The following is a 19321-nucleotide window of genomic DNA, read 5'->3' on the forward strand; positions in this document are numbered from 1 at the left end:
TTCGAAGACGTCGATCGCGATCTCAGGCCAGTCCCGCTTCATCAGCACGGCGAAATAGAGCCCGGCCGGCCCGCCACCCACAATCGCGATGCGCATCGACGCCTCCCTTTGGACACTGACTGGGTCGGAACCAGGCTCGCCTGCTTGGCCGAACCGCCCGGAAAATTATTTTAAACCTAAAATGTTTTTCCGCTCAAGCGAATTTGTCGCCTGGATTGACCGTCACGGGAGACGCTCAAGCGATCAAACCGGGAGAATATGAAGCGAAACCAGGTTTGGATTGATCGATGTCAACCGCCTTGCAAATTGTTTCAGACTTAAAATATATTCCTCACGGGAGGCGCAGCGGCCATGGCTCTTCAGGGACGACACGCACTGGTCACGGGCGGCGGCCGCGGCATCGGCCGGGCGATCGCGCAGGGCCTCGCTGGGTCAGGCGCCCGGGTCAGCATTCTCGGCCGCGACGAGGCGGCGTTGCGCGAGGCCGTCGAGGCCGGAGCGGCGCATGCCTTCGCGACCTGCGACGTGCGCAATCCTGCTTCCATGGCGGCCGCCACCGGCCGCCTCGCCGCCACGCAGGACATCGACATCGCCGTCGCCAATGCCGGCGCGGTGGAGTCAGGCCCCTTCCTGCGCAGCGACACAGAGCGCTTCCGCCGGATGCTCGACATCAACCTGATCGGGACCGTGAACCTGTTCCATGCCGTGCTGCCGGGCATGCTGGAGCGAGGCCAAGGTCGGCTCATCGCCATCGCCTCGACGGCAGGGCATCGCGGCTACCCCTATGTCAGCGCCTATGCGGCGGCGAAGCATGCCGTGATCGGCTTGGTGAAGTCGCTGGCGCTGGAGACGGCGCGCTCCGGCGTCACCGTCAATGCCGTCTCGCCCGGCTATGCCGATACCGACATGGTCGCTTCGGGCCTCGACGCTATCGCCGCCAAGACCGGCAAGAGCCGCGATGAGGCGCTCGCCGCGATGGTGAAGGACAATCCGCAGGGCCGGCTGGTGGCGCCGCAGGAGGTCGCGGCCGCCGTGCTCTATCTCTGCGGGCCGGGCAGCGGGTCGGTGACGGGGCAATCGCTGCTCGTCAATGGCGGGGAGTTCTGACGATGGACACGCCCTCTTCCGCCTTGATGCTCGACCGCGAGACCAAGGCCAGCGAGCGCCCCGCCGACCACAAGGACGAGCTGCGGCTCTGGCTCAGATTGCTGACCTGCTCGACGCTGATCGAGACCGAAATCCGCAACCGGCTGCGGGAAGAGTTCAAGACCACGCTGCCGCGCTTCGACCTGATGGCGCAGCTCGACAAGAGCGTGGTCGGCATGACGGTCGGTGAAATCTCGCAGCGTCTTATGGTCTCCAACGGCAACGTCACCGCCGTCGTCTCCGGCCTCGTCGCGGATGGGCTGGTCGACAAGCGCTCCGCGCCGCAGGACCGGCGGGTGCAGATCCTCACCCTGACGCCCCAGGGCCGCAAGGCCTTCAAGGCGATGGCCGAGCAGCATGAGGGCTGGATCGCCGATCTCTTCGCCGGGCTGGAGCCCGGCCAGATCACGCAGCTCTTCCGGCTGCTGGGAGAGACGAAGACCTCGCTGCACCGCGCCATCTCCGCCCGGACGGAGCCTGCGACAGCCGAAAGCGGCCCGACAGAGGCCTGATGGGAGACGCACGATGAGCTTGACCGCCAACGCCACCACCCTCCCGCTCGCGGGCTTCAAGCCGCATCATTTCGGCCTCTCGGTGACCGGCAAGGTCGCGACCGTGACGCTGAACCGACCTGAGAAAAAGAATCCGCTGACCTTCGCAAGTTATCGCGAACTCACGGATTTCTTCCTGGCCGCGCAGAAGGACGAAGAGGTCAAGGCGATCGTGGTGACGGGCGCCGGAGGCAATTTCTCCTCGGGCGGCGACGTGTTCGAGATCATCGGCCCGCTGGTCGCGATGGAAACCAAGGACCTGCTGAAATTCACCCGGATGACGGGCGACCTCGTCAAGGCGATGCGGGCCTGCCCGCAGCCGGTCGTCGCCGCCATCGACGGGGTCTGCGCCGGGGCCGGTGCGATCATGGCGATGGCGTCGGACCTCAGGCTCGGCACGGCGGGGGCGAAGATCGCCTTCCTGTTCAACCGCGTCGGGCTCGCGGGCTGCGACATGGGCGCCTGCGCGATGCTGCCCCGCATCATCGGCCAGGGCCGAGCGGCGGAGCTGCTCTATACCGGCCGGGTGCTGCGGGGCGAGGAGGCTGAGCGCTGGGGCTTCCTCAACCGGCTCTGCACGCCCGAGGCGGTGCTCGGAGATGCGCAGGAACTCGCGGCCGAGCTGGCGGACGGGCCGACTTTCGCCAATGCCATGACCAAGCGCATGCTCGAGATGGAATGGGCGATGTCGGTCGAAAGCGCCATCGAGGCGGAAGCCGTGGCGCAGGCGCTGTGCATGCAGACCGAGGATTTCGCCCGCGCCTATCACGCCTTCGCGGAGAAGCGGAAACCGGTCTTCGAGGGCAATTGAGATGGAGCGCGCCCCTGCCCTCGGCACCGCCCTCCTCGGCGACACGCTGGACTGGCCCTTCTTCGAGGATCGCCACCGCGCCTTCGCTGAAGAGCTCTCCGGCTGGGCCGATTCCTATCTCGCCGACCTGCCGCATGACGATGTGGACGAGGCCTGCCGGGCGCGCGTCGCGGCTTTGGGCGCCGCGGGCTTTCTAAGGGCCACCGTGCCGGCTGCCTATGGCGGCCTGTCCGAAAAGCTGGACGTGCGCACGCTCTGCCTCGCCCGCGAGATTTTGGCGGCGCGGGACGGGCTCGCCGATTTTTCCTTCGCCATGCAGGGGCTCGGCACCGGCTCGATCTCGATCGCCGGCTCAGAGGAGATGAAGCGGCGGGTCCTGCCGGATGTCGCGGCGGGCCGGCGTATCGCCGCCTTCGCGCTGTCTGAAAAGGAGGCGGGCTCGGACGTCGCGGCCATGGCGACGACCGCGACGCCGGACGGCGACGGCCATGTCCGCATCGACGGCGAGAAAAGCTGGATCTCGAATGGCGGCATCGCCGACCACTACGTCGTCTTCGCCCGCACCGGCGAGGCGCCCGGCGCGCGCGGGCTCTCCGCCTTCCTGGTCGAGGCCGACACGCCCGGCTTCAGCATCGCCGAGCGCATCGAGGTGATCGCGCCGCACCCGTTGGCGACCCTGCGCTTCGAGGGCTGCCGCGTGCCGGTCGAGAACCGCATCGGCGGGCCCGGCGAAGGCTTCAAGGTGGCGATGGCGACGCTCGACATCTTCCGCTCGACGGTCGGCGCCGCCGCCCTCGGATTTGCCCGCCGGGCACTGCACGAGACGCTGACCCACGCCAATGGCCGGAAGCTCTTCGGCGGCACGCTCGGCGATCTGCAGCTCAGCCAGGCGGCCATCGCCGAAAGCGCCGCGGAGGTCGAGGCCGCCGCCCTTCTGGTCTATCGCGCCGCCTGGACCAAGGATCGCGGCGCGGCGCGCGTCACCCGCGAGGCCGCGCTCGCCAAACTCGTCGCGACGGAGAACGCCCAGAAGGTGATCGACCGAGCCGTCCAGATCCATGGCGGGCTCGGCGTCACCAAGGGCGTCAAGGTGGAGGAACTGTACAGGGAGATCAGGGCGCTGCGCATCTATGAGGGCGCCTCCGAAGTCCAGAAGGTCGTGATCGCGCGCGAGCTTCTGAAAACCAAAAGCTGAAGCATTGGCGAAAAGCCAAGACGAGGGGTCACGGCAATGCAATTCCACCGCTCCGGCCATGTCGACAGCTTCGCGCGGGACAATCTGCCTCCGCCCGAGCAATGGCCCGTCATCGACCTCGCCAAGGCGGGGCTCTCCTATCCCGAAAGGCTGAACGCCGTCACAGAGCTGGTCGATTCCCATATCGCGGCTGGCCGGGGCGAGCGGACTGCCGTCATCGGCGACCATCTCACCTGGAGCTATGCGGCGCTGGCCGAGCGCATCAACCGCATCGCCAATGTGCTCACCCGCGACCTCGGCATGGCGCCCGGCCATCGCGTGCTGCTGCGCGCTGCCAACACGCCGATGATGGTCGCGGCCTATCTCGCCGTCATCAAGGCCGGCGGCGTCGTGGTCGCGACCATGCCGATGCTGCGGGCTAAGGAGCTGGTCTATCCGATCCGCAAGGCGAAGATCGCGCTGGCGCTGGCAGATTTCCGACTGCTGGACGAGTTGAACAACGCCCAATCGCAGGCGCCGGAACTCGGGCGCATTGTTTCCTTCGGCGGGGACGACAGCGAGCTTGAGCGCCTGATGGCACAGCCTGGCTATGAGCAATTCGCACCGGTTGATACGGCCGATGACGATGTCTGCCTCATCGGCTTCACCTCGGGCACCACCGGCGAGCCCAAGGGCACGATGCATTTCCAGCGCGACCTGCTGGTGATCTGCGACGCCTATGCCGCCAAGGTGCTGAAGGCCGATCCGGAGGATCGCTTCGTCGGCTCGGCGCCGCTCGCCTTCACCTTCGGGCTCGGCGGCATGGTGCTGTTCCCCTTCCGCATCGGCGCGGCCGCCGTGCTGCCGGACAGGACCGGCCCGGCCGACCTGATCGAGGCGACCGAGCGGCACAAGGCGAGCGTGATCTTCACCGCGCCGACCGCCTATCGCGCCATGATCGACAAGCTCGAGGGGCGGGACATTTCCTCGCTCAGGATCTGCGTCTCGGCCGGCGAGACGCTGCCGAAGCCGGTCTTCGACGCCTGGCAGGCGAAGACGGGCCTGCCGCTGATGGACGGCATCGGCGCGACAGAGATGCTGCACATCTTCATCGCCGCCCCGCGCGAGGCGATCCGCCCCGGCTCCACCGGCATTCCGGTGCCGGGCTACGAGGCGATCATCCTCGATCCCGAGGGCAACGAGGCGCCCGACGGCACGCCGGGGCGGCTCGCGGTGCGCGGGCCGATCGGCTGCCGCTACCTCGCCGATCCGCGCCAGCAGGTCTATGTCCAGAACGGCTGGAACGTCACCGGCGACACCTATATCCGCGATGCGGACGGGTATTTCTGGTATCAGGCGCGCTCGGACGACATGATTGTCTCCTCCGGATACAACATCGCCGGGCCGGAGGTTGAATCCAGCCTGCTCGCCCACCCCGATGTGATGGAGTGCGGCGTGGTCGGGGCCCCTTGTCCAGATCGCGGGCAGATCGTGAAGGCCTATATCGTGCTGCGCGAGGGGGTGGTCGGCGATGCGGCCTTCGCCAAGGCGCTGCAGGACCACGTCAAGGCGACGATCGCGCCCTATAAATATCCCCGCGCGATCGAGTTCGTCTCCGTCCTGCCCAAGACCGCGAGCGGCAAGCTGCAGCGCTTCGCGCTTCGCGAAATCGCGCGCGGCGACGCGGCATGATCCGCGCCCTTCCACGACACGACCGAACAGCCGAAACCGAGGCCTGCCCCATGTCGACCGACGCCCTCTCCCGCGCCATCCTGCCCGAGGGCTGGCCCGCTCCGCGCGGCTATGCCAACGGCATGGTGGCCGAGGGTCGTGTCCTTGTAACGGGCGGGCTCGTCGGTTGGGATGCGGCAGGACGCTTCGCCGAGGGTTTTCTGGGCCAGCTGCGCCAGACGCTGATCAACATCAAGGCGGTGGTCGAGGCCGGGGGCGGCAGGGTCGAGGATATCGTGCGGCTGACATGGTACGTCACCGACATCCCGGCCTATCGCGCCAGCCTGAAGGAGATGGGCCCGCTCTATCGCGAGGTCTTCGGCCGGCACTTCCCCGCCATGGCTGTGGTCGGCGTGGCGGCGCTGGTCGAGCCGGAGGCAATGATCGAGATCGAGGCGACGGCGGTGATCGCTGGGTAGCGGTTGGGTCCGGGCAGCCAGGCCGAAGAGAACTGGACCTTACCGGCGCCGGCGGCAGGGGCTCGGGGGCCGCCTTGAGACCGGGGTGGCCGCGATAAGGCCCATAGTTGACCCGCCTCTGTCATGGAAGAATGGCGAGAATGCACAGGCCGATAACGACCAGGACACCGCCCATGATGGCGGCGAGCCTCGCTCCACTCATGACCCGCGCCCTGTCGGAGAAGATTTCAGCTCGTTCTGCCCTAGTTTTTCGCGATTCCGCATCATGCTGCGATGCGTAGAGGTTGGGCGTCATGATCGAGCCGATAGGCCTGTTGCCCTCAAGCTCGACGCGGACGGAGATGAAGAGGACAAGCAGGCCTAGTACGCCTACCCCAAGACCACCCGCCGCCCGAAAGGCCAGTACGCTGACGAGGATCAATCCGCCCGCCCCGGCGACGAGGGCGAACGTCCTTGCTCGTGCCGGGGGAGGAGGTTCATGCCCTTCAATGCGCGGCTTCATCGTTTGGCCCTCAAGGGCGTGAGCATATGCCCATTGCCTCTTAGGGCAATGTCGGCATTGCACAAGAAGTCCGCTCCGCACCGCTCCTGACCCTCAATGAAAATCCCGTGATTTCGGCAGCACCCTGACGTCGCGCGGGTGGCGGTGGCGCTGGAGGGGCGGGTTCTTCAGCTCGTCGATGCGCGGCACCGGCTCGGCCCGGTGCGTGTCGGAGAGCGAGAGCAGATCGGCGGAGCGGTCGAAAATCCGCTGGGCCATGAGATGGGTGACGCCCTCCGGGCTTTTCTGAACCCGGCCTTCGACCAGCATCAGCCGCGCGCCCATTACCTCGCGGCGGAAACGCTCGAACAGCCGTGCCCAGATCACGACATTGGTGACGCCGGTCTCGTCCTCCAGCGTGACGAAGATGGCGTTGCCGTTGCCCGGCCGCTGGCGCACCAGCACGATGCCGGCGGTGCGGGTGAAGGCGGCGTCGGGCTTGGCTTCCGTCTGCGCGCAGCTCGAAATCCGCTCGCGGCGGAAGCGCTCGCGCAGCAGCTGCATCGGGTGGCCCTTCAGCGAGAGGCGTACCGTCTGGTAATCGGCGACGATGTGCTCGGCCAGCGGCATGACCGGCAGGGCCTGCGCCGGCTCCTGCCCCAATTCGCGCGCCGTGGCGACCTGGAACAGCGGCAGCGCCGCATCGTCCGGCAGGCGCCGCACCGCCCAGAGCGCCTCGCGCCGGTCGAGCCCCAGCGAGCGGAAGGCATCGGCATCGGCGAGCAGGCGCATGGCGCGGGCCGGCAGGCGGGCCCGGCGCATCAGCTCCTCGACATCGCGATAGGGGCCGTTCTCTTGTCTCTCAATGGCGATGACCTTGCCCCACTCCTCGTGGAAGCCGTCGATCTGGCGGAAGCCGAGGCGCAGGGCGAAGGGGTGTTTCTGCCTTGGTTCCCTTGGTTTACGCATCGCGCTCGGGAGAAACGCACCGCCAGAACCCCTCTCCTGTAAGGAGAGGGGCAGGGGTGAGGTGCCGGCCCCTGGACCAGCGAAGTGCTTCCTCTCGACGGTGCTGCGATGAGGTTCAGCCTCATCGTCCAACGGCCGACCCCTCACCCTGCCCTCTCCCTCCGGGAGAGGGTTCCCCGCGCCCGTTTCGGCAAAGCCTTCGGCCTTCACGGCCTCCAGCGCATTGTCTTGAAAGCTAAAATTCACATCGGTCGGCCGCGCTTCCACGCCGCCATTCTCTTCCGTCTCGCGCACGATCTGGGCCGGGGCGTAGAAGCCCATGGGCTGGGAGTTCAGCAACGCGCAGGCGAAGGCCGCCGGGTGGTGCCGTTTCAGATAAGAGGAGATGTAGACCAGCTTGGCGAAGGAGGCGGCATGGCTCTCCGGGAAGCCATAGCTGCCGAAGCCCTTGATCTGATCGAAGCAGCGCTGGGCGAAGTCGCGCTCATAGCCGCGCGCCACCATGCGCTCGACCATCTTTTCCTCATAACGACCGATCGTGCCGTCATTGCGGAAGGTCGCCATGGCCTTGCGCAGGCCATTGGCTTCGATGTCGTCGAACTTGGCGGCGACCATGGCAAGCCGCATCGCCTGTTCCTGGAAGAGCGGCACGCCGAAGGTCTTTTTCAGGACCTCTCTCAATTCGTCAGGGTCATGAGGAGGCTTGGGAGAAGGATAATCGACCTCCTCAATTCCGGAGCGCCGACGCAGATAAGGATGCACCATATCCCCCTGGATCGGGCCTGGCCGCACGATCGCGACCTGGATGACGAGATCGTAGAACTTCTTCGGCTTGAGGCGCGGCAGCATGTTCATCTGCGCACGGCTTTCGACCTGAAAGACACCGAGCGACTTGCCTTCGCACAGCATGTCGTAAGTCGCTTCATCCTTGGTCGGGACATCGGCGAGACGCCAATCGAGCTTCTCGTGCTCCCGCAACAGATCGAACGCCTTGCGGATGCAGGTCAGCATGCCGAGTGCCAGCACATCGACCTTCATCAGTTGGAGCGCGTCGATGTCGTCGCGGTCCCATTCGATGAAAGTGCGTTCCTTCATCGCGGCATTGCCGATCGGCACCGTCTCGTCGAGACGGCCCCTCGAAAGCACGAAGCCGCCCACATGCTGCGAGAGATGGCGCGGGAAGCCGAGAAGCCGCACGGCGAAATCGACCGCGCGGCGGATCGTCGGGTTCCTCGGATCGAGCCCCGCCTGCCGGATCCGGTCGTCGCCGATCCCGGTGCCCCAGCTGCCCCATTGAGTGTCGGCAATGCGGGCGGTGACATCCTCGGTCAGCCCCAGCACCTTTCCGACCTCGCGGATGGCGCTGCGCGGGCGGTAGCGGATCACCGTCGCCGCGATGCCGGCGCGATCGCGGCCATAGAACCCATAGATCCACTGAATGACCTCTTCGCGACGCTCATGCTCGAAATCGACGTCGATATCGGGCGGCTCGCGGCGCTCGGTCGAAATGAAGCGCTCGAACAGCACGTCGTTCTCCTCCGGATCGACGGCGGTGATGCCGAGCACATAGCAGACCGCGGAATTGGCGGCCGAACCGCGGCCCTGACAGAGAATGCCCTTTTTCTCGGCAAATTCGACGATCTGCCGGATGGTGAGGAAATAGCGGGCGTAGTCGAGCTGCCCGATCAGCTTGAGTTCCTTGGCCAGCAGCTTCTCGACCTTGTCCGGCACGCCATTGGGATAGCGGATCAGGCAGCAGCGGCGGACCAGTTCGACCAACCAGTCCTGATCGTTCCAGCCGGGCGGAATCGGCTCGTCGGGATATTCATATCTGAGCTGCCCGAGATCGAACTCCACCCGCGAGAACAGATGTTGCGTTTCGGCGATGGCATCGGGCACGTCGCGGAAGAGGCGGGCCATTTCCTGCGGGGTCTTGAGATGGCGCTCGGCGTTGGATTCGAGCAGGCGCCCGGCCCGCTCGATGGTAACGCCTTCGCGAATGCAGGTCAGCACATCCTGCAGGTCGCGCTGGCCGATGGAATCGTAGAGCGCATCGTTCGTCGCGATCAGCGGGACGCGGCTCGACGCGGCGATGGCCGAGAGACGGGCGAGGCGGCGGCGATCGTCGCCGCGCCGGTGCATGGTCGCGCCGAGCCAGAGTGCGCCGGGGGCGGCCTCGTCCAGGCGGGCGAGGAGATCGGGCAGGCCATCGAGCCGGCGCGGCGGCATCAGGATCAGCAGCAGGTCGCGCGTATCGGCGAGCAGATCGTCGAGGACGAGCCGACATTCACCCTTCTGCACGCCCGGCTTGCGGTTGCCGAGACTGAGGAGGCGGCAGAGCCTCCCCCAGCCGTCGCGATTGGCGGGGTAGAGCACGATATCGGGCGTGCCGTCGCTGAAGACCAGCCGCGTGCCGGTGGCGAGATTGAAGCGCTCGGCCATCGCCCGCAACTCGTCGCGAGTGAAGGGCAGATCGGCGAAGGCCGGGTTCTCGACCCAGAGATATTCCCCGGGGCTGCCGCCCTCCCTGATCTTCTCGGGCGCGGGTAGCCCGTCCTCGCGCAGGTCGCGCAGCGCGGCCCAGGCGCGCACCACGCCGGCGACGGTGTTGCGGTCGGCGATGCCGAGCCCTGTATGACCCAGCAGCAGCGCGGTCAGCATCATGTTCGGCCCGGGCGAGGCGCCGCGCAGGAAGGAGAAATTCGTCGCCGCGACGGCTTCGGCGAAGTCGGTCATGGCAAGGACAGCCCTTGCCTGCCGCAGCCCTCATCCTGAGGAGCGGGCAAGGCCCGCGTCTCGAAGGATGGTGGCCGAAGCTCCGGAGTCAGCTGGAGCATCCTTCGAGACGCCGCTTCGCGGCTCCTCAGGATGAGGGCTGAATCCCGGTTTTTCTGCATTTGCGCCCTCATGCGAACAACCCGTGCAGATACCAGCGCGGCGGGGCGTTGCCGGCCTCGTAGAAGCCGGTGCGGTAGAGCCAGAAGCGGTGGCCCTGCGCGTCCTCGACGCGGTAATAATCGCGCATGGGTTCGTCGGAGCCGTCTCGCCACCATTCGGGGGCGATGCGCTCGGGCCCCTCGGCGCGGGCAACGTCATGGGTCAGGCGCCGCCACCGGAAGCGGATGGGCGGGCCATCCGGCACCTCCGCGATCGCCTCGACCGGATGGGGCGGCTCGAAGAGCTGGAGCGGGCGGGCCGGCGGCTCCTCCGGCTCCGGCGCCGACCAACTCCGCTCCGGCAGCGGCGCGGCGGCCGAGAGCGCCTTCGCCGAGCGGACGGGGTGGTGGCTGTCCTGCTCGGCGAAGCGCAGCACGCGATCGCGGCCGAAGCGGGTGACGAGCCGGTCGACGAGATCGGCCACCGCCTCCTCCTCCACGGCGCGACCGTCGAGGCTGTGCTGGGGCGTCGTGAGGGCTTCGCAGATCGGGACGGCAAGCTTGACCGCATCGAAGCCGAAGCCGGGGTCGAGCGGGTCGGACAGGGCCTCGATGCGCTCTCGATAGAGCCTCAGCAGGGCTTTCGCGTCGCGCGAGGGGCGCCCGGTTTCGAGGGTGAGCCTGCGCACCGCGCCGTCGCTGCGAAAGAAACCGATCTCGAAGACGCGCCCGCCCTGCCCCCTCGCCTCCAGCGCGCGCCCTGCCTCGGCGATCAGCCGCGACACGACATCCTCCAGGCTCGCGGTATCGGCGAAGGGCTCGGGAAAATGGCGCTCCACCACGCAATCGGGCGGCGGGCGCAGAGGCGTGATGCGCCTATCCTCGCGGCCGAGCGTGCGCCTGAGCCTCACCGCCAGCTCTTCGCCGAAGCGGGCAGACAGGGTCTGAGAGGGACGCGATGCGAGGTCGGCGAGTGTCTTCAAGCCGGCGCGGGAGAGCGCGATCACGGTTTCGGGATCGATGTCGAGCGCGGCGACAGGCAAAGGCCGCAGCCACGCCTCTTCCTGGCCCGGCGGGACAATGCCCCCCCGGCCATGGCGGGCGCAGGCGCAGGCCGCGTCGGGCGTGCCGGCAATGGCGCTCTTCAGCGTCAGGCCCATGCGGTCCATCACCCGGCGCACGAGGCCGATCAGCCCCTCCTCCCCGCCGAAGAGATGGGCGCAGCCGGTGATGTCGAGGGTCAGCCCGTCGCGCCCCTCCAGCGCGACCAGCGGAGTGAAGCGGTCGCAGAAGGCGGCGAGCCCTTCCAGAATCTGCCTGTCGGCCACCGGGTCCGCGTCCAGCGCCACCAGATCGGGCATGCGCGCGCGCGCATCGGCGAGGGTGAGCCCGCGCGTCAGGCCGAGCCGGACGGCGTTCGCGTCGCAATCGACGATGCGCATGGCGTTGCGCTCGATCGCGACGAGGACATGCGGCTTGTCAGCCTGTGCGCCGAAGGCCGGAATCCTGCCGGTCCGCCGCAGGCGATCCGTCGCCAGGAAGGGAAACCAGAGGGCGAGATAGCGGCGGGGCATGGTTCGTCCGGTGCGGCAATCGGTCGAAGGCGGTTCGCTCGGCAAAGCAATGTCGGTCACGGTCCCACTCCACACGCCACTCACACTCGGCTGCGCCGCCTCTCTGGCGCAGCAAACTCAACCTGAAGGCCGGGGCGCCCGGAGCGTTGGCCGCCAGCGCCCGCGAGGCCAGCGAGGCGACACGCCAGCGCGTTCGCGCCGCACTCGGCGCCTCGCGCGCCGCCACGCGCAGAAGCAGCACCATCACCCCCGCCCCTTCCGCCGCCAGCGAAAGGCGCCGGCTCGCCGTGAGGTCGAAGGGTTTCGCCTCGCCCCAGGGCTCGATCAGCACGGCACCCAGCGCCGGGCAGCGCGCGCCTTCCGCGCCGGCCCGCAGCACGCCTTCGGGATCGCGCGCCCGCACCAGCAGCAGCCGGGCGGGATCGAGCCCCAATTCGTTCAGCCCGGCCGCATGCAGCCGGCCGGTCTCGACATCGACGAAATCCTGCCGCGCCCAGAGGATCGGGCGCTCGGCGGCCTCCCCCGCCTTGCCGGCCGCCCGCAAGGCGAGGCCGAGGGCGAAGCCCGTCGCTGCCGCCAGATCGGCCGCGCTGGCGGCGTGGATCTCGTGCAGGGCCGCCCGCAGCACCCCGCCGGACAGAACCGCGTCGATCTCGGCCAAGCCGAGCCCCACCCGCCCGGCCGCGACGGGACCGGCGCGCAAGGCCGCCTCCGCCAGGGTGCGGCGCAGATCGGACAGCGTCGGAGATGTGGCGCTCTGCATCACGGGGAAAGGTTCATGTTCACTTTTTGTTCCAGCTTAAAACGCCACAGATGAGGCCGGGAGTCGAGTCCTTCGCCGTCGTCTTCGACAGGCTGTGACAGGGGGCACCAAGACGAGGACGAATCTTCCTCGTGGGACCATGGTCCGCTGCCGAAGGGGGTGGAGCGGGCACGAATCCGGGTCTTCCTTTTCGCATGTCTCAGCCCTCATCCTGAGGAGCGATCCCGCGAGGATCGCGTCTCGAAGGACGCTCCAGAAGGCGCGAGAAAAGCGAATTGGAGCAGCCTTCCAGACGCCCCGTGCTGCGGCTCGTCAGGATAAGAGCTCGCTTGGACCGGGCGAGACATGGGGCACACTCCCCCGACCGTACGGGGGAGCAGTTCCCTTTCACTCGCCGTCAGAACCGCTATCCCTGATCGCCTCGCCATGCTCTAGCTTGGTGCCATGTGGGGAATTTCGTCCGATTACTGGCCGCATCTCTTCGCCATCGCCTCGATCGCGATGGCGACGGCCGCGACCATCCATGCCGTGACGACCAAGGACGAGGTGCGCGCGGCGCTGGGCTGGACCGCGGTGATCCTGCTCTCCCCGATCGTCGGGGCGGTTCTCTATGCCCTGGCGGGCATCAACCGCATCCGCCGCGCTGCCCTGCTGTCGCAGCGCCCGGGCCACCGCACCGGCGACGATTCGGCCTTTCATGTCGGGCAGGACGATGTGTCGGCGCTGTTCGGCCAGCGTTTCGCCGCGCTGAAGACGCTGGGGGACCGGGTCGCGCGCCATCCGCTGACCAGCGGCAACACCATCCGGACTTTGCGCAGCGGCGACGAGGCCTATGCGGCGATGCTGGAGGCGATCGAAGCGGCGCAGCGCAGCATCCTGCTGGAGACCTATATCTTCGACCGCGACCCGATCGGCCTGCGCCTCGCCGACGCGCTGATCGCGGCCCATGCCCGCGGCGTGGCCGTGCGCGTGCTGATCGACGCGGTCGGCGCGCGCTATTCGGTGCCGAGCATCGCCGGCCATCTGCGCGAGGGCGGCATCGCCGTCGAGGTCTTCAACGGCAACATCATCGTCGGCCTGCGGCTGCCCTATGCCAATCTGCGCACCCACCGGAAGATCATCGTGATCGATGGAGCGGTCGCCTTCATGGGCGGCATGAACATCCGCCAGGGCTTCACCCGCGAATTCGCGGGCGAGGCGGCCGGCCACGACACGCATTTCCGCATCACAGGGCCGGTGGTGGCCGATCTGTTCGCCATCGCCGCAGAGGATTGGCGCTTCACCACCGACGAGGCGCTGGAGGACGAGGCCTGGGAGATCCAGCCGCCGCCCGAAGCGGATTCGACCGTGCTGATGCGCGCGGTGCCCTCCGGCCCCGATTCCTGCCTGGAGAACAACCACAAGCTCCTGATCGGGGCGCTGTCGGTGGCGCGCCGCTCGGTCAGGATCATGTCGCCCTATTTCCTGCCCGATCAGGAGCTGATCAGCGCTCTGGTCACCGCCGCCCGGCGCGGCGTTTCGATCGACATCGTGGTGCCGGCGGTCAACAATCTCGTCCTGGTCGACAGGGCGATGACGGCGCAATTCGACCAGATCCTGAAGAATTACTGCCGCATCTGGCGCTCGCAGGGGCCGTTCGACCATTCCAAGCTCTTCGCCATCGACGGCGCCTGGGCCTATGTCGGATCTTCCAACCTCGATCCGCGCTCGCTGCGGCTGAATTTCGAGATCGATGTCGAGGTGCTCGACCATGGCTTCGCCGGCGCCATCGAGGCGCGCATCGACTCGGCGATCGAGACGGCGCAGGCGGTGACGCTGCACGATCTGCGCGCCCGCCCCTTCCTCATCCGCCTCATCGACCGGCTGATCTGGCTCGGCTCGCCTTATCTGTGAGTTGATCTGGACTTCCGCCACGAACCGGACCTTTTTTCACCGTCGAAGGTTTCCCGTTTCGATTCGACCGACAGATCCGGACTGGCTGGCCGCATGCAGACGAAGAGCCCGAGCCTGCGCGCCAGCATCATCGCCACGCTGCGCGACCGGCGCCGCGCCACCGGCTCCTCCAGCGAGGCCCGGCAGAATATGCGGCAGGCGGGGACGCTCGTCGCCTCCTACAACGTCCACAAATGCGTCGGCGTCGATGGCCGGTTCGACCCGGAGCGGATCGCCCGCGTCATCGCCGAGATCGGGCCGGACGTCATCGCCCTGCAGGAGGCCGACAAGCGCTTCGGGGAACGCCACGGGCTGCTCGATCTCGGCTGGCTTGAGCGCGAGACGGGGCTGCTGCCGGTGCCGCTGGAAACGCGCGGACGCTCGCATGGCTGGCACGGCAATCTCGTGCTGTTCCGGCAGGGGCTGGTGCGGGACGTTCACCCGGTCGCCCTGCCGGGGCTGGAGCCGCGCGGGGCGGTGGTCGTCGACCTCGATATGGAGGACGGCACTCCTCTGCGGCTGGTGGCGGCGCATTTCGGCCTGCTGCGGCGCTCACGCTCCCAGCAGGCGCGGATGATCCTCGACATCATGCGCGCCCGCGAAGACCGGCTGACCCTGCTGATGGGCGATCTCAACGAATGGCGGCTGGGGCGGCGTTCGGCGCTGGAGGCGCTGGGCCCGGCTTTCGGCAGCCTGCCCGCGCCGGTGCCGAGCTTTCCGGCGGGACTGCCGCTGCTGGCGCTCGACCGCATCATCGCCAACCGGCCGGAGGTGCTGTCCCCGGTCGAGGTTCACGACACGCCACTGGCGCGCGCCGCCTCCGACCATCTGCCGATCAAGGCCTTCATCGACCGGGACCACGCAGCGCTGCGGCTCGCGGAGGGCGCGATGCCGGGCGCGAGCCCTTCCGTTTCCGCCACGGAGCCCGAAGAAACGCGGCCGGTGGCCGGGTTGCTCGGCGCCGAAGCGCAGGAAACGCGGAACCGGGAATTGGTGCGCAAGGCGGGCGCCCGGTTGAAGCGGGCCGTGGGCCGCACGCTCGGGCGGCGGGACGCGCCGCGGGGCTGACAGCGGAGCTTAGAGCGTGCTGATTTCCCGTGGAACCACGGCGTCATCCCGGACAAGCTGCGAAGCAGCGCCGCTCCGGGATCCATCGACGAGCTCCCAAGACTTCTATGGCTCTTGCTGCCGATCCGATGATTGCGGAGGCCTTCCCCGTCACTCCGTCATGGCGCTCATGCGCGGCGCCTCTGGCCAACGGTCCGCAACGGCGCAATCTGGCGCGGCCAGAGTCGCTTGCAGCGGGATCTTCACATGCCGGATGCACCCGTCGACCGCCCCGGTCCCCTGCAGCTCTTCCTGATCTTCGCCCGCATCGGGCTCACCAGCTTCGGCGGCGGCCTCTCGGGCTGGATGCTGCGCGAATTCGTGCAGCGGCGGCGGCTGATGAGCGAGGAGGATTTTCTCAATGGGTTGGCGATCGCGCAGGCGCTGCCGGGGGTGAACGTCACCAATATGGCGATCTGGATCGGCTTCAAGCTTGGCGGGCGCAACGGCGCCATCGCCTCTTGGCTCGGCATCGTCGTGCCGGCGGCGGTGGTGATCATCGGCATCAGCGCGATCTTCACGGCGCTCTCGGCCTTCCCGCTGACGCATGTCGCGCTCTCCGGCGCGGCGGCGGCGGCGATCGGGCTGTCGCTCTCGATGGGGCTGACAGCGGCGCGGCGCGTGCCGCGACGGGTGTTTCCGCTGGCGGTGATGGCCGCGACCTTCGTCGCCGTCGCGTTCCTGCACTGGCCGCTGCTCTGGACCGTGCTCGGTGCCGGCTCGCTCAGCGTCGCCATGGCCTATCGCGAGAGCTGAGCCATGCCCGCCCTCGCCTGGAGCCTGCTGCTGGTCTTCCTGCCGCTTTCGGTCGTCACCATCGGCGGCGGGCAGAGCGCCATCGCCGACATGCACCGGCAGATCGTCGAGGTGCATGGCTGGATGAGCGCCTCGCAATTCGTCGACGCCTTCGCCATTGCGAGGCTGGCACCCGGCCCCGGCTCGTTGCTGGCGACGCTGATCGGCTGGCGGATCGCCGGGTTCTGGGGCGCTCTCGCCGCGACCATCGGGATCTTCGGGCCGACCGCGCTGATGATCTATGGCGTCGCCAAGCTCTGGTCGCGCTATGAGGGCGCGCGGCTGCTCAAGGCGCTGGAGCGGGGCTTACGCCCGGTCGCGGCCGGCATGATCCTGGCGGCGAGCTACATCCTGATCGGCTCGCTCGATTCCGGCTGGATCGGCCGCGGGCTGGCATTGGCCTCCACGGCATTGCTGATGGCGACGCCGGTCAACCCGCTGCTGCTGATCGGCGGCGGGGCGGGCTGTTTCATCCTGCTGCACCTGCTGGCGCTGGTTTGACCGCCGGAGCCCCGGCCTTTGCGCCGCGCAGCAGCCTGACGACATCTCCTCTTGCCTCTCGCGGCGATCGGGCGCCGGAACACCGCATTGCGCCGGCATGCTGCGCGCCCGTCCAGCGCGGTAGAAGCGCAGCCAGCCAGCCGGCGGCCGTGCCATCCCGGCCACAGGACGCAGCGGAAGCGGCTCAGGCCCGCTTTTTGCTGTGGCGCAACAGGCCGGGTGAGCGCCTTATGGAGAAATCGTTCGCCGGCTTGCCCGCTCGCTCAGCAGGCGGGGCGGCAAATGAACAGCGCAGGAATGGATCGTGCCCGAGAGAAACGAGACGATCGAGATGACGCCGCCGAGGGCCGGACAGCTCCGCTCGGACGAGGCCCGCGCTTGATCGGCACCGCGCCCCGCACGCTTTTTCGCCGGCGCACGCGCCCTGCCCCAGCGCTGCCGGAGGGGCCGGCCCGCACCCGCGTGGTGATCTTCGATTTCGACGGCACGCTGGCGGACAGCATCGACTGGTTTCTCGGCGTGGTGAACCAGCTGGCTCGCCGCTACAACTTCCGCGAATCGACGCCCGAGCAGCTGGAAGCGCTGCGCGGGCAGGCCCCGCTGGAGATCCTGACGACGCTCGGCATCCCGAAATGGAAGCTGCCGGCGATCGCGCGCCATACCCGCGCGCTGGCGGCGCGGCATATCGACGAGATCAAGCTCTTCGACTGGGCCGGCGGACTACTGCAGGAGCTGAAGGCCAGCGGCGTGACGATCGTGGTGGTGAGTTCCAACTCGGCCGCGAATATCCAGTGGGTGCTCGGGCCGCATGCGGCGCTGATCGACCATTACGAGACCGGGGCCTCGCTGCTGGGCAAATCGCTGAAGTTCAAGCGCGTGCTGAAGCGGCTGGACGTCAGGGCCGACGAAGTGCTTTCGGTGGGCGACGAGGTGCGCGACATCGACGCCGCGCGAAGGGCGGGCATCGCCAGCATTGGCGTCGCCTGGGGCGCCTCCCATGGCGAGGCGCTGGTCGCGGCGCAGGCGGCGAGGCTCGCCTCCACGCCGGCCGAGCTGCGGGACTATCTGCTGCGGCAATAGCGAGTGCCCGATCCCGAGCCCCTGCCTTTCGATTGACGTGCGCAAGGGGTTCGGGCGCGGTGCCGGTTCCATCGGCTGCGCGGTTGCCTGCGGCGCGCTCCGGAACGGCGGTGGGCGCCGCATCACTTCTCGCAACCTGTCGATCCCCGAGCCCCCCTCCAAGACGCTGCCGGGTTCCGTGCTTCAGCCATGAGTATAAATGGCCCGGCAGGGAGCACTACGCTCGTCGGCACGCCATGCTGACTGTCTTCAAGCGCCCGGGCCACCCGTGAAAAGGTGGCGCGACCTACGGGATCCTCTCACGGGCACCCCATAAGATCATCAAACAATCGATATTGCTAAGCGCACATTCTCGTGCTGGCAGCCACGCGCCACTTTGTTATCTTAGCGACGTAAGCGTTGCTGCAATCTCTGCATACAGGGCGAGCGGCGCTAGGCTGTGACGTTTATTCGGCACAAGCCCGAACTAGGCCCCGTCCGTACGCTGTCATACTGAAATAGAACTGCCTTTTTTCCATTTGAATGCACTGCAGCGAGGCGAGATTGTCGAGCGATATAGTCACGTCATCCAACTCGACCTGAAGGAGCCGAGCCATAAACGATGCTGGGTTGGGTTCCATCTCGCCCGTCCGCTCAGCCCTCTCTTTGAGGATCATCGCATCAAGTGGGTCGAAACGCTTGAGCGTCTCAATGTAAGACAGTCGGACGAGGCCAGCCCTCGACGGGTCCATGGCGCTTGCAATCAAGCTCACCCACAGGGCCTGAAGTTCGGGGCGGCCTTCGTCGTAGGCAGCTTGGAGTAACGGCAGTGCTACGGACGGGCTTATCGGCTCGGTCTGAATGACGTTCCGCCGCCTAAGGGTCTCCGATAGCAGCCCGTCGTATCGTGTCGCGATTGCCGTTCGGACAAATCGCAGCGGATCGCCGATCACCAGCCCAACAGCGTCTTCCGGTGCCGTGCCCAAAATGCGACCGACATATCGAGCCAGATTGCTTGCTTCTGTGACGAGTGTCGTTCCGAAGCCGGCCGTCGCCTTCAATGCTTCGGCGTGGGCCTCCGGCACACCCGTTATGTTTGGACGGCCAACTTCTGTACCCATTGCCAATGCCCCACGCCTCCGTGGAAACAAGCTACTGCCGAGTCAGCGAAACTCAACTGCCACCCTCCCTCATATCATCTGGCGCTGGATAGGGGACACAGATGGGGGACATCGTGGGGGGCACCCTCGATTTCTCATCTCAGATTATTGTTTCTTTTCAGTTGCTTGCGGCACCCGTGAAAAGGTGGCGCGACCTACGGGAGTCGAACCCGTCTCCCCAGCGTGAAAGGCTGGTGTCCTAACCGATAGACGAAGGTCGCGTGGCTTCGCGGGCGTGGCCCGCGTCGTCGAAGCGGGGCGAGGTATAGTGG

General features: G+C 67.5%; 15 protein-coding genes, 1 tRNA gene and 1 pseudogene. 11 read left to right on the forward strand and 6 right to left on the reverse strand.

Features of this window, described 5'->3' with window-relative positions; genetic code table 11:
* Positions 1–351: 351 nt before the first annotated feature.
* From ACOJTB_RS11055 to ACOJTB_RS11080, 6 genes are read left to right on the forward strand one after another with little or no spacing between them, the layout of a single operon-like run.
* Positions 352–1107, forward strand: coding sequence for an SDR family NAD(P)-dependent oxidoreductase (locus ACOJTB_RS11055; RefSeq protein WP_420102573.1), 756 nt, complete (start codon positions 352–354; stop codon positions 1105–1107).
* Between the two features lie 2 nt (positions 1108–1109).
* On the forward strand, positions 1110–1658 hold the full coding sequence (locus ACOJTB_RS11060) for a MarR family winged helix-turn-helix transcriptional regulator (protein ID WP_420102574.1): 549 nt from the start codon (positions 1110–1112) through the stop codon (positions 1656–1658).
* 13 nt (positions 1659–1671) lie between these two features.
* Entirely contained in the window at positions 1672–2508 is an 837-nt protein-coding gene (locus tag ACOJTB_RS11065; RefSeq protein ID WP_420102575.1) for an enoyl-CoA hydratase family protein, read from the forward strand.
* Position 2509: 1 nt separating this feature from the next.
* Positions 2510–3703, forward strand: coding sequence for an acyl-CoA dehydrogenase family protein (locus tag ACOJTB_RS11070; protein ID WP_420102576.1), 1194 nt, complete (start codon positions 2510–2512; stop codon positions 3701–3703).
* Positions 3704–3739: 36 nt separating this feature from the next.
* Positions 3740–5374: a benzoate-CoA ligase family protein gene (locus ACOJTB_RS11075; RefSeq protein WP_420102577.1), complete on the forward strand. Its 1635-nt coding sequence runs from the start codon at positions 3740–3742 to the stop codon at positions 5372–5374.
* 50 nt (positions 5375–5424) lie between these two features.
* Positions 5425–5832, forward strand: a complete 408-nt coding sequence (locus ACOJTB_RS11080; protein ID WP_420102578.1) for a RidA family protein — start codon at positions 5425–5427, stop codon at positions 5830–5832.
* A 121-nt stretch (positions 5833–5953) separates the two neighbouring features.
* Here ACOJTB_RS11080 and ACOJTB_RS11085 read toward each other — a convergent pair whose 3' ends face one another.
* The 4 genes from ACOJTB_RS11085 to ACOJTB_RS11100 all read right to left on the reverse strand — a co-directional run bounded on the left by ACOJTB_RS11085 (position 5954) and on the right by ACOJTB_RS11100 (position 12495).
* On the reverse strand, positions 5954–6334 hold the full coding sequence (locus ACOJTB_RS11085; RefSeq protein WP_420102579.1) for a hypothetical protein: 381 nt from the start codon (positions 6332–6334) through the stop codon (positions 5954–5956).
* 93 nt (positions 6335–6427) lie between these two features.
* Positions 6428–10018 (reverse strand): error-prone DNA polymerase, encoded by a 3591-nt coding sequence (locus ACOJTB_RS11090; RefSeq protein WP_420102580.1) that lies wholly within the window; start codon positions 10016–10018, stop codon positions 6428–6430.
* Positions 10019–10187: 169 nt separating this feature from the next.
* The gene (locus ACOJTB_RS11095; protein WP_420102581.1) at positions 10188–11732 is read right to left on the reverse strand and encodes a Y-family DNA polymerase; all 1545 of its coding nucleotides are present in this window, start codon (positions 11730–11732) and stop codon (positions 10188–10190) included.
* Positions 11638–12495 carry an ImuA family protein gene (locus tag ACOJTB_RS11100; RefSeq protein WP_420102582.1) on the reverse strand — a complete coding sequence of 286 codons (858 nt, stop codon included), beginning with the start codon at positions 12493–12495 and terminating at the stop codon, positions 11638–11640. The genes ACOJTB_RS11095 and ACOJTB_RS11100 overlap by 95 nt, the downstream gene beginning before the upstream one ends.
* Positions 12496–12939: 444 nt before the next feature.
* Between ACOJTB_RS11100 and ACOJTB_RS11105 the strand changes: the two genes are divergently transcribed.
* The 5 genes and pseudogenes from ACOJTB_RS11105 to ACOJTB_RS11125 all read left to right on the forward strand — a co-directional run bounded on the left by ACOJTB_RS11105 (position 12940) and on the right by ACOJTB_RS11125 (position 17910).
* Positions 12940–14388, forward strand: coding sequence for a phospholipase D-like domain-containing protein (locus ACOJTB_RS11105; RefSeq protein ID WP_420102583.1), 1449 nt, complete (start codon positions 12940–12942; stop codon positions 14386–14388).
* Positions 14389–14481: 93 nt separating this feature from the next.
* Positions 14482–15279 (forward strand): annotated as a pseudogene (locus ACOJTB_RS11110) (endonuclease/exonuclease/phosphatase family protein); the annotation flags it as partial.
* Positions 15280–15741: 462 nt separating this feature from the next.
* A complete protein-coding gene (locus tag ACOJTB_RS11115; protein ID WP_420102584.1) occupies positions 15742–16290 on the forward strand; it encodes a chromate transporter in 549 nt (182 codons plus the stop codon).
* Between the two features lie 3 nt (positions 16291–16293).
* A complete protein-coding gene (locus ACOJTB_RS11120; RefSeq protein ID WP_420102585.1) occupies positions 16294–16830 on the forward strand; it encodes a chromate transporter in 537 nt (178 codons plus the stop codon).
* Positions 16831–17208: 378 nt separating this feature from the next.
* Positions 17209–17910, forward strand: coding sequence for an HAD hydrolase-like protein (locus ACOJTB_RS11125; RefSeq protein WP_420102586.1), 702 nt, complete (start codon positions 17209–17211; stop codon positions 17908–17910).
* A gap of 446 nt (positions 17911–18356) precedes the next feature.
* Here the strand turns inward: ACOJTB_RS11125 and ACOJTB_RS11130 are convergent, their stop codons facing one another.
* Together ACOJTB_RS11130 and ACOJTB_RS11135 are read right to left on the reverse strand one after the other, a co-directional pair.
* Entirely contained in the window at positions 18357–19010 is a 654-nt protein-coding gene (locus ACOJTB_RS11130) for an Abi-alpha family protein (protein ID WP_420102587.1), read from the reverse strand.
* Positions 19011–19195: 185 nt separating this feature from the next.
* A tRNA-Glu gene (locus ACOJTB_RS11135) sits at positions 19196–19270 on the reverse strand.
* Positions 19271–19321: the final 51 nt, after the last annotated feature.

Origin of the sequence: Allobosea sp. (genome assembly GCF_048595345.1) — a bacterium.
In the GTDB taxonomy this organism is placed as follows: domain Bacteria; phylum Pseudomonadota; class Alphaproteobacteria; order Rhizobiales; family Beijerinckiaceae; genus Allobosea.

Excerpts from the sequence above, each read along its gene's own strand:
- ACOJTB_RS11055 (WP_420102573.1), top strand. The coding sequence starts at position 352 with ATGGCTCTTCAGGGACGACACGCACTGGTCACGGGCGGCGGCCGCGGC.
- ACOJTB_RS11120 (WP_420102585.1), top strand. The coding sequence starts at position 16,294 with ATGCCCGCCCTCGCCTGGAGCCTGCTGCTGGTCTTCCTGCCGCTTTCG.
- ACOJTB_RS11095 (WP_420102581.1), bottom strand. The coding sequence starts at position 11,732 with ATGCCCCGCCGCTATCTCGCCCTCTGGTTTCCCTTCCTGGCGACGGAT.
- ACOJTB_RS11100 (WP_420102582.1), bottom strand. The coding sequence starts at position 12,495 with ATGCAGAGCGCCACATCTCCGACGCTGTCCGATCTGCGCCGCACCCTG.
- ACOJTB_RS11130 (WP_420102587.1), bottom strand. The coding sequence starts at position 19,010 with ATGGGTACAGAAGTTGGCCGTCCAAACATAACGGGTGTGCCGGAGGCC.
- ACOJTB_RS11080 (WP_420102578.1), top strand. The coding sequence starts at position 5,425 with ATGTCGACCGACGCCCTCTCCCGCGCCATCCTGCCCGAGGGCTGGCCC.
- ACOJTB_RS11085 (WP_420102579.1), bottom strand. The coding sequence starts at position 6,334 with ATGAAGCCGCGCATTGAAGGGCATGAACCTCCTCCCCCGGCACGAGCA.
- ACOJTB_RS11070 (WP_420102576.1), top strand. The coding sequence starts at position 2,510 with ATGGAGCGCGCCCCTGCCCTCGGCACCGCCCTCCTCGGCGACACGCTG.
- ACOJTB_RS11090 (WP_420102580.1), bottom strand. The coding sequence starts at position 10,018 with ATGACCGACTTCGCCGAAGCCGTCGCGGCGACGAATTTCTCCTTCCTG.
- ACOJTB_RS11075 (WP_420102577.1), top strand. The coding sequence starts at position 3,740 with ATGCAATTCCACCGCTCCGGCCATGTCGACAGCTTCGCGCGGGACAAT.
- ACOJTB_RS11065 (WP_420102575.1), top strand. The coding sequence starts at position 1,672 with ATGAGCTTGACCGCCAACGCCACCACCCTCCCGCTCGCGGGCTTCAAG.
- ACOJTB_RS11115 (WP_420102584.1), top strand. The coding sequence starts at position 15,742 with ATGCCGGATGCACCCGTCGACCGCCCCGGTCCCCTGCAGCTCTTCCTG.
- ACOJTB_RS11105 (WP_420102583.1), top strand. The coding sequence starts at position 12,940 with ATGTGGGGAATTTCGTCCGATTACTGGCCGCATCTCTTCGCCATCGCC.
- ACOJTB_RS11060 (WP_420102574.1), top strand. The coding sequence starts at position 1,110 with ATGGACACGCCCTCTTCCGCCTTGATGCTCGACCGCGAGACCAAGGCC.